The following is a 7,461-nucleotide window of genomic DNA, read 5'->3' as shown; positions in this document are numbered from 1 at the left end:
CGGGCCTCCCCGCCTCCCGCGCGGGCCCGGGCGCCCGGCGCACGGCACCCGCCACCTGCGGGACCCCCGACTCCGGCACGGGATGCCGCACGGCTCCGGAGCGTCGTTAGAGTGGTCGTCCGACCGGGTCACGGTGTCCTCCGCGGCCCGGCGCGGTTCCGGTGCGAGAACGACGACTAGGAGACACAGGTGCCTGAGCACGAAGCGGGCGGACCACTGGGAACGCCGACGCTCGAGATCAGGGACTTCCTGCGGCGCAGGCGTGAGCAGATTGCGCAGCGGTGGGCCGACGAACCCCTGTTCCGTACGGTGTTCACCCTGTCGCGCGACGAAGCGGTCGAGGCCGGCAAGGCCGTGGTCGACGCCCTGGCCCAGGTGGCCGACGCGCGGCGGGTGGAGGATTCGGACGCCGTCGGATTCCTCGGTGTGCGGGAGCAGTTGGCGCGGATGAGCACGTCCCGTTCCCGGGCGGGCCTGTCCCTCACGCAGGTGTCGAACGAACTGGCCGCCCTGTGGCCGCCGGTCGACGACCTCCTGACCGCCGAACTGGAGGAGAGGCCGGCCGAGGAGCTGCGGGCCTGCACGACCACGCTGAGCACGCTCATGGGCACCCTGCGCGTGGTGGCCGTGCAGACGGCGCTGCACGAGGGACAGGCGCTCATCGACCGGCAGCGGCTGCAGCTGCTGGAGGTGGCGACACCGGTCATCAGACTGTGGGACGGGATCGTCGCGGTCCCGCTGATCGGGACGCTCGACAGCGCCCGCAGCCAGGTGGTGATGGAGACGCTGCTGAACGCGGTGGTCGACCAGCACGCGCGGTTCGCGATCCTCGACATCACCGGGGTGCCGACGGTCGACTCGCTGGTGGCGCAGCACCTGATGAAGACGGTCGCGGCGGCCCGGCTGATGGGCGCGGAGTGCGTCGTCTCCGGCATCCGCCCGGCGATCGCGCAGACCATGGTCCACCTGGGCCTCGACCTCGGCTCCGTACTCACCCGGGCGAGCCTCGCCGACGCGCTGGGCTACTGCCTGCACGAGCTGGGAGTCGCCGTCTCGAGTCCCGCGGCCGGCAGTGCGGTCCGCCGGTGAACGAGGCGTACCCCCGCCCCGAGGCGGGACACGTGCCGGTGCTGAGACTCGGCGACATCCTGCTGGTGACCCTCCAGGGCGACCTGCACGACAGTACGGCTCAGCAACTGCAGCAGGACCTGTCGGAGACCATCGTGAGCGCCGGGGTCACGGGGGTGGTGATCGACATCTCCGGCGTGGAGATCGTCGACTCCTTCCTCGGCCGGGTGCTCGCCGAGATCGCGGCGCAGGCGTCCCTGCTCGCCGCGCGGACCGTGGTGGCCGGAATGCGGCCCGCGGTCGCCATCACCCTGGTGGAACTGGGCCTGACCCTGCCGGGACTGCTCACCGCGCTCGACACCCAGGCGGCGATGGCACTGCTCGAGCAGCCCGTCGTGCTGTCGCACGCGGGCCGTACGCGCCGGGAGCGTGCGTGATGTCCACCGCCTCGGAGATCGAGGCCTGCCTGCCCATCCGTTCGGACATGGACCTGGTGTGGGTGCGCCAGCACGTGCGGCAGGCGGCCGCCCTGCTCGGTTTCGGCCTGGTGGACCAGACGAAGCTGGTCACCGCGGCCAGCGAGCTGGCACGCAACACCCTGGTGCACGGCGGGGGCGGACAGATGGAGGCCGCCCCGGTGACCGCCGGGTTCGGCCACGGGCTGCGGCTGACGTTCAGCGACAGCGGGCCGGGCATCCCCGACCTCGACCGGGCGCTCAGTGACGGCTTCACGTCCGGCGACGGACTGGGGATGGGCCTGGGCGGCGCCCGCCGCCTCGTGCACGAGTTCGAGGTCGAGAGCGCGGAAGGGGCGGGGACCACGGTGCGGGTGATCTCGTGGGTGAACCGGCCGCCCCGGGGACGGGAGGAGGGCTGATGCCCCGCGTCTGGGACGTACCGGTGCGGGACTCCACCCGCGTGCGGGACGTCCGCGTCGCCGCCGAGGAGGCGGCGGCCCTGGCCGGTCTCGACGAGCGGGGCACCTCGGCCGTGTCCCTGGTGGCCACGGAGCTCGCCACCAATCTCGTCAAGCACGCGCGGGACGGTGAGGTGCTCGTCGACGTGGTGGAGCCCGCCGTGCTGCGCGAGGGCGGGCAGGAACGGGTCGTGCAGATCGCCGCGCTCGACCACGGGCCCGGGATCGCCGATGTGGCCGGGGCGCTGCGGGACGGGTTCAGCACGACCCGTTCGCTGGGCGCGGGCCTCGGCACCTGCCGGCGGCTCTCGGACGACTTCGGCCTGCACAGCGTCCTCGGCCGGGGCACGGTGGCGGTGGCCCGCGTGGGGCGCGCCGCGTCCCCGGCGCCCGGCGGGGACGGCCGGGACGACGGCCCCCGGATGCCGGTGGTCCGTGCCGGCGGGGTCAACGTCCCCTACGCCGGAGCCGACCACTCGGGGGACGCCTGGACCTGGGTCAGGTACGGGGACCGGCACACCCTGATGCTGGCGGACGGGCTGGGGCACGGGCCCGAGGCGGCCCGCGCCTCGACCGCCGCGGTGGACGCGGTGCGCGGCCGGCCCGATCTCGGTCCCGCCGAGCTGCTGCGTCTGCTGCACGCGGAGCTGGGCGCCACCCGGGGCGCGGCCGTCGCGGTGGCCCAGCTGGACGCCCGGTCCGGACGGCTGCGGTTCGCCGGGATCGGCAACATCGGGGCCCGGATACGGGAGGGCGACCGGTGGCGGGCCCTGCTCTCCAAGCCGGGCATCGTCGGGGCCCACCGGCCCGGCACCGTCCGTGAGGACGAGTGCGCGTGGTCCGCCGACAGCATGCTGTTCCTGCACACCGACGGCCTGCCCAGCCGCTGGACGCCACCGTCGGATCCGGGTGCGGTCCCGGCCGACCCGGCCGTGGCGGCGGCCCTGGTGATCCGTGACGCGGGTAGCGCCGCCCGCCCGGTGCGGGACGACACCGCGGTGGCCGTCATGACCTCCTCCCCGTTGGACCGTCCATGACGCACACATGGCAGATCGGCTGCGTGAGCGACGCGGCGGCCGCGCGCGCGGCCGCCGCGCGGCTCGCCGTCCGCCACGGGGTTCCGGCCCTCGAGCGGGCCCGCCTGGCCTCGGCGCTCGGCGCCCGGCTGCGGCAGTGCCTCGCCGAGGGCGGCACCTGGCGGCTCACCCTGGGCGTGTGCGGCACGGACGGCGGCGGGGACGCCCTGCACGCCGTGCTGACGCCCCTTGCCGACGCGTCCGCCGCCGGCGGGGGAACACGCTGGGAGAGGACGGTCCCGCTGCCCGCGGCGGACCGGCCGGGCGGCGACGCCGACAGCGACAGCGACAGCGACAGCGACAGCGACAGCGACATGGTGTCCGGCGACGATCCGGTGGCCCTGTCCCGGGCGCTGCTGAACGCCGACGCGGACACCGGCCTGGTGCTCGACCGGCTCGCCGAGCAGGAGGCGCTGGTCGCCTTCCACCGGGACGAGCTGCACCAGACCAACCAGGGCGTCCTGGCCCTGCACGCCGAGCTCGACGCGGCGGGCCGCGCCCAGCGGGAGGCGTTCGCCGCCGAACGCAGGGCGCGCGAGGAGGCGGAGGACGCCCGCCGCAGGCTGACGTTCCTGGCGGACGCCAGCGCCGTGCTGAACACCTCGCTGAACCACGGCGAGATCGTGCGCCGGCTGCCCGAGCTGCTGGTGCCGCGGTACGCGGCCGAGGTCAGCGTCTGGCTGTTCGACGAGGAGGACGATCCGCACCGTCCCGCGCCCCGTCCGGCCGCGATGGTGCGCGCGGCCCGCACCGGCCGGCCGCAGTACGCCGCCGACCATCCCGGAGGGCTGCGCGGCGTGGACGACCAGCCGCCCTCCGTCCTCCACCCCGACCGGCCCCTGCTGTGCGTCCCGCTGCTGACGCACCGGGCGCCGCTGGGCGTGCTCATGCTGTCGCCGCCCGGTGAGCGCTGGGACCCGGACGACGCGGTGATGCTGATCGAGCTCACCCGCAGGGCCGGTATCGCCATCGACAACGCCCGCCGCTTCGAGCACAACCGGGACATCGCGGAGACGCTGCAGCGCGCCCTGCTCACCGAACTGCCCACGACACCGGGGCTGGGTCTGGCCGCGCGGTACCTGCCGGCCACCCACGGCATGAACATCGGCGGCGACTGGTACGACGCCTTCCACCGGCCGGACGGGAGCCTGATCACGGTCATCGGCGACGTGACCGGGCACGGGCTGCACGCGGCGGTCATGATGAGCCAGTTGCGCACCGCGCTGCGCGCCTACGCCGTCGACGACGGCAGTCCCGGCCGGCTGCTGACCCGGCTGCACAAGTTCCTGCACCGGCTCCAGCCCAACCTGTACGCCACGGCGGTCATCGCCCGGTTCCATCCGGACGAGTCCACGCTGACGTGGGCCGCCGCGGGGCACCCGCCGCCGGTGCTGCGGCTGCCCGACGGGCGGGTGCGCGCCCTGGACGCCAAGCCGGGCGCGATGCTCGGCATCCCGCTGGAGCAGGAGATCGCCGACCACACCGAGCGGGTGGGACCCGGCTCGACGCTGGCGCTCTACACGGACGGGCTGGTCGAGCGCCGCGCCGAGGGCATCGATCCGGGCATCGAACGGCTCGTGGCCGCGCTCGGCTCGTTCGGCCCCGCGGAGCTCGACGCGGACCTGGAGGACGCGGCGGACCGGATCCTGCATCCCCTCCTCAGCGACTCCGTGCGCGACGACGACGTCTGTCTGCTGCTCTGCCACCTGCAGGGCTGACCGCCGCCCGCCGGTCCCCTCCCCCGGGCCGCCGGCCGGTGACCGGGGGTGTCCGTCCGGGTGTGTCCTCCCTGTGGCCGGGCACCCACCGTACGGGCGCGGGAACCCGCGCCCCGCCCGCACCACGGTTCTCCCGGTGCGCTCCGGCACCGGTGCGGGCATCGTGGTGCTGAACGCGTGCGCGTGCCGGACCGGTGTCCGGACCCGGCCCGGGGCGTCGCCGTGATCGTGGTGCGCCGCGGTCGAAGAGGCGCGGGGCCGCGGTCCGCGGACGGGTGAGGGGCGCCGGCGTTCGGGACGGACCGCGCGGAGCCGCAGAAAGGGATGAACACCGTGACACGACCCAGGATCCTGGTGGTGGGCGCAGGCTTCGCCGGAGTGGAGTGCGTCCGCAGACTGGAGCGGAGGCTCTCCCCCGGCGACGCCGAGATCACCCTGGTGACGCCGATCTCCTACCAGCTCTACCTGCCGCTCCTCCCCCAGGTCGCCTCCGGTGTGCTGACCCCGCAGTCGATCGCGCTGTCGCTGCGCCGCAGCACGAAGTACCGCACCCGGATCATCCCGGGCGGCGCCATCGGCGTGGACCTGAAGGCCAAGGTCTGCGTCATCCGCGGCATCACCGGCCGGATCCTCAACGAGCCGTACGACTACATCGTGCTGAGCCCCGGCAGTGTCACCCGCACCTTCGACATCCCCGGGCTCACGGACCACGCGTTCGGCATGAAGACACTGGCCGAGGCCGCCTACATCCGCGACCACGTCATCGCCCAGCTCGATCTCGCCGACGCGAGCGAGGATCCGGACGAGCGGGCCTCGCGGCTGCAGTTCGTGGTGGTCGGCGGCGGCTACGCGGGCACCGAGACCGCCGCCTGCCTGCAGCGGCTGACCCACGCCGCCGTCGAGCGCTACCCGCGGCTGGACCCGGGCCTGATCAAGTGGCATCTGATCGACATCGCGCCGAAGCTCATGCCCGAACTGGGCGAGAAGCTCGGGCGCAGCGCGCAGGAGATCCTCACCCGGCGCGGTATCGAGATCTCGCTCGGCGTCTCCGTCGCGAAGGCGGGGCCGACGGAGGTCACCTTCACCGACGGCCGGGTGATCCCCACCCGCACCCTCATCTGGACGGCCGGCGTGGTCGCCAGCCCGCTGATCGCCACGCTCGGCGCGGACACCGTGCGCGGACGGCTCGCGGTCACCGCGGACATGTGCGTGCCGGGCGAGGACGGGGTGTTCGCCCTCGGTGACGCCGCGGCGGTGCCCGACGACGCCAAGGGGGTGGAGGGCGCGGTGTGCCCGCCGACCGCTCAGCACGCCATGCGGCAGGGCAGGCAGGTGGCCGACAACGTCATCGCGACGCTCACCGGCCGGCCGCTTCGGCCGTACCACCACAAGGACCTCGGGCTGGTCGTGGACCTCGGCGGCACCGACGCCGTCTCCAAGCCGCTCGGCGTGGAGCTGCGGGGGCTGCCCGCCCAGGTGGCGGCCCGCGGGTACCACTGGTCGGCGCTGCGCACCAATGTGGCCAAGACGCGGGTCATGACCAACTGGCTGCTGAACTCGATCGCCGGCGACGATTTCGTGCGGACCGGCTTCCAGGCCCGCCGGCCCGCCAAACTGCGGGACTTCGAGTACACGGACGTCTACCTGACTCCGGAGCAGGTGCGGGCGCACGTCGGGGAGGCGGGCCTGTCCGTGCGGTGACCCGGCCGCCGCGGCCGGTCGCGCCCCTCCGCGGCTCCCCCCGGCCGTGTCCCGGCCGGGGGGAGCCGTCCGGCGGACCGGTGGCGGTACGTGCCATGCTTGCCTTTTGATCAACGTGAGCTACGGGAGTGTGCGGCGGCGTGAAGGCGGCGGGGCTCTCGGTACGGACGCGGCTGCGGGACCGCCTGGCGGCGTCCGACCCCGGGATGCTGCGGATGACGGCCGGGCTGCGGATGGTGGGCTCCCTCGCGCTGACGCTGGCCGTGCTCGCCGTGGCGGGAGCCGGGGTCACCCAGCTGGTGGCGGGGGCGATGACCACGACGGTCGCCAACTTCGCCATCCGGGAGAAGCGGCGCGGGGCCCAGGCCGTCACGCTCGCCCTCGGCCTGCCGGTGGCGATGGGCTCCGTGTCGCTGGCCGCCGTGCTGAGCGAGCGGACCACCGTCGAGGACCTCTTCTTCGTGGTCCTCGTCTTCTGCGCGGTGTACGCCCGCCGGTTCGGCGACCGCGGGACCGGACTCGGGCTGATCGCCTTCCAGGTCTATTTCGTGTCCCTGTTCATCGGCGCGTCCGTGGACGGGCTGCCAAAGGTCTGGGCCGCGCTGGCCGTCGCGTTCGGATGCAGTGCCCTCGTCCGGTTCGTCATCGTGCCGGTGACCCCGGCCGGGCTCCTCGCGCGGCTGCGGGACGCCTTCCGTGCCCGGCTGGCGCAGCTCGTGACGGCTCAGGTGGCGCTGCTGGACGCCGACGGCGACGCAGTGGACCAGGCCCTGGCGGACGTCCGCGCGGGCACGGCCCGGCTGCACGAGACGGCTCTGATGATCCAGACCCGGCTGGAGCGGGGCACCCCCGACGCGTCGTCGGCGCGGCTGGTGCAGCGCCGGATCGCGGACGCCGAGATCTCCGCCGAGCGGCTCGGCCTGCTGCTGCTCACCTCCCGCAGCGCCGAGCGCGCGGACACGCTGACCCTGCACCTTCCGGG

6 protein-coding genes and 1 pseudogene are annotated in these 7,461 nt (G+C 74.4%); all 7 read left to right on the top strand.

From position 1 onward, the window contains the following. Positions 1-189: 189 nt before the first annotated feature. A complete protein-coding gene (locus tag AOK18_RS21000; RefSeq protein ID WP_055573011.1) occupies positions 190-1,089 on the top strand; it encodes an STAS domain-containing protein in 900 nt (299 codons plus the stop codon). Then, positions 1,086-1,505: an STAS domain-containing protein gene (locus AOK18_RS20995; protein WP_055573012.1), complete on the top strand. Its 420-nt coding sequence runs from the start codon at positions 1,086-1,088 to the stop codon at positions 1,503-1,505. The genes AOK18_RS21000 and AOK18_RS20995 overlap by 4 nt, the downstream gene beginning before the upstream one ends. Further along, the gene (locus AOK18_RS20990; RefSeq protein ID WP_055695361.1) at positions 1,505-1,945 is read left to right on the top strand and encodes an anti-sigma regulatory factor; all 441 of its coding nucleotides are present in this window, start codon (positions 1,505-1,507) and stop codon (positions 1,943-1,945) included. Before AOK18_RS20995 ends, AOK18_RS20990 begins: the two co-directional genes overlap by 1 nt. Continuing rightward, entirely contained in the window at positions 1,945-3,021 is a 1,077-nt protein-coding gene (locus AOK18_RS20985) for an ATP-binding SpoIIE family protein phosphatase (RefSeq protein WP_055695360.1), read from the top strand. The genes AOK18_RS20990 and AOK18_RS20985 overlap by 1 nt, the downstream gene beginning before the upstream one ends. Then, positions 3,018-4,778 carry a PP2C family protein-serine/threonine phosphatase gene (locus AOK18_RS20980; RefSeq protein WP_055695359.1) on the top strand — a complete coding sequence of 587 codons (1,761 nt, stop codon included), beginning with the start codon at positions 3,018-3,020 and terminating at the stop codon, positions 4,776-4,778. Before AOK18_RS20985 ends, AOK18_RS20980 begins: the two co-directional genes overlap by 4 nt. A gap of 324 nt (positions 4,779-5,102) precedes the next feature. Next, positions 5,103-6,479 (top strand): NAD(P)/FAD-dependent oxidoreductase, encoded by a 1,377-nt coding sequence (locus tag AOK18_RS20975; protein WP_055695358.1) that lies wholly within the window; start codon positions 5,103-5,105, stop codon positions 6,477-6,479. A gap of 140 nt (positions 6,480-6,619) precedes the next feature. Next, a pseudogene (locus tag AOK18_RS20970) lies at positions 6,620-7,461 on the top strand (FUSC family protein); the annotation flags it as partial.

The sequence above is a fragment of the Streptomyces prasinopilosus genome (assembly GCF_001419695.1).
Taxonomy (GTDB): Bacteria; Actinomycetota; Actinomycetes; order Streptomycetales; family Streptomycetaceae; genus Streptomyces; species Streptomyces prasinopilosus.
The sequence above is the reverse complement of the archived record's forward strand: the minus strand, read 5'-3'. Positions and strand labels throughout refer to the sequence as shown.